The organism is Nonomuraea lactucae (assembly GCF_003313395.1).
Lineage (GTDB): Bacteria > Actinomycetota > Actinomycetes > Streptosporangiales > Streptosporangiaceae > Nonomuraea > Nonomuraea lactucae.
On sequence record NZ_QNFZ01000589.1, the window covers coordinates 1 to 2,019 of the forward strand.

The following is a 2,019-nucleotide window of genomic DNA, read 5'->3' on the forward strand; positions in this document are numbered from 1 at the left end:
CGGGCAGCCGTGGCCGGTCGTTGAGCGCCCTGTGCAGCCTGGCCGTGGCGCGCGGGTCGACGCGGACCTCGGCGTCCGGGCCGCCGCATCCCGCCAGGCTCCCGGCCAGGAGGCCGCCGGCGGCGGCCAGGCAGCCGATGATCCGCAGTCCGCGTTCCATGATTTCCCCCCGGGACGCGATCTCCCCAGGCCCCGAGCAGGACAATCCACCGTAGTTGCCAATAAAGGATCAAACGCGAAAAGGGGGCCCTCATTCGGCCATCCGGACGAGAGCCCCCTTTACGCCTAGCAACGTCGCGACCGGCTGACCGGCCAGGACGCTGCCGCCCCCCGGGAGCGTCCTCTCGCCGCGAACCCCATCCGGCGGTCGGTCGCTCCCCTCGTGACACCCTCCGCACGGGGTGTCGGACCCAGACTGGGGCACAGCACTTGCAGAAGGCTTGGAGAACACTTGCCGATCGCTGTCAAGGGCGCGCCGGCGAGGGAGTCAGTCCTGCTCAGCGGCGGCGGGCACGGCGTCGCCCGCGGGCGGCGTGACCCGGCGGACCACTACGGTGCTGATGCGGTTGCGCCGCCCGGCGAGGCTCTCCGCGGTCAGCCTGAGCCCCGCGACCTCCGCCTCCGACCCGGCGATCGGCACCCGGCCGAGCGCGTGCGCGAGCAGCCCGCCCACGGTCTCGACGTCGTCGACCTCGATCTCGGTGTCGAACAGGTCGCCCAGCTCGTCGACCGGCATCCGGGCCGTCACCCGAAGGGCGCCGTCGGGCATGGGCTCGACGCGGGGCGCCTCCTGGTCGTACTCGTCGGCGATCTCACCGACGATCTCCTCCAGGACGTCCTCGATCGTCACCAGCCCCGCCGTGCCGCCGTACTCGTCGATGACGATGGCGAGGTGGGTCTGCCGCGCCTGCATCTCGCGGAGCAGCTGGTCGATCGGCTTGCTCTCCGGCACGTACGTGGCCGGGCGCATGATCGACTCGACCCGCTCGTCGCCGCCGTCCTGGCCCGCCTCGTGGACCCTGCGGGTGATGTCCTTGAGGTAGGCGATGCCGACGACGTCGTCCTCGTTCTCGCCCACCACCGGGATGCGGGAGAACCCGCTGCGCAGGGCGAGCGAGAGCGCCTGGCTGAGCGTCTTGCCGCGCTCGATGAAGACCATGTCGGTGCGCGGGACCATCACCTCGCGCACCAGCGTGTCGCCCAGCTCGAAGACCGAGTGGATCATCTCGCGCTCGTCGGGCTCGATCACCCGGCGCTCCTCGGCCAGGTCGACCAGGTCGCGCAGCTCCGCCTCGGAGGTGAACGGGCCCTCGCGGAAGCCCTTGCCGGGGGTCAGCGCGTTGCCGAGCAGGATCAGCAGCTTGGGCAGCGGGCCGAAGATCCGGGTCAGCCCGTAGACGACCGGGGCGCTCGCCAGCGCGATCGGCTCGGCGTGCTGGCGGCCGAGGGTGCGCGGCGAGACGCCGACGATCACGTAGCTGACCACGATCATCACCGCGGCCGCCGCCACGTAGGCCCAGCCCTGGTCGCCCAGGTGGTCGATGAACAGCAGCGTCACGATCACCGTGGCCACCAGCTCGCAGCTCAGCCGGAGCAGCAGGAGCAGGTTGAGGTAGCGCGGCGGGTCGGTGACGATGGCCTGCAGCCGCTCCGCCCCGCGCCTGCCCTCGCGGACGAACTCCTCCGCGCGCACCCTGGAGATGCGCGTCAGTGCCGTCTCCGCACTCGCGATCAGGCCACCGATCACCACGAGGGCGATTGCCAGGGGCAACCAGGCGTCCACCGCTAGCCGCGCACCTCCTGCCACGACTCCAGGAGCCGGGCCTGCAGGCCGAACATCTCCTTGTGCTCCTCCGGCTCGGCGTGGTCGTAGCCGAGCAGGTGGAGGATGCCGTGCGTGCACAGCAACTCGAGCTCGTCGCGAGTGCTGTGCCCGGCCTCGCGCGCCTGCCTGGCCGCGACCTGCGGGCACAGCACCACGTCGCCGAGGAGCGCCGGGTCGGCCGGCGCGTCGCCGTC

At 71.9% G+C, this 2,019-nt stretch carries 2 protein-coding genes; both read right to left on the bottom strand.

Features of this window, described 5'->3' with window-relative positions:
• Nucleotides 1-487 precede the first annotated feature (487 nt).
• Nucleotides 488-1,783 carry a hemolysin family protein gene (locus tag DQW85_RS23915; RefSeq protein ID WP_205315362.1) on the bottom strand — a complete coding sequence of 432 codons (1,296 nt, stop codon included), beginning with the start codon at nucleotides 1,781-1,783 and terminating at the stop codon, nucleotides 488-490.
• 2 nt (nucleotides 1,784-1,785) lie between these two features.
• On the bottom strand, nucleotides 1,786-2,019 hold a 234-nt coding region (gene ybeY / locus DQW85_RS23920), incomplete at its 5' end, for an rRNA maturation RNase YbeY (protein ID WP_113702301.1).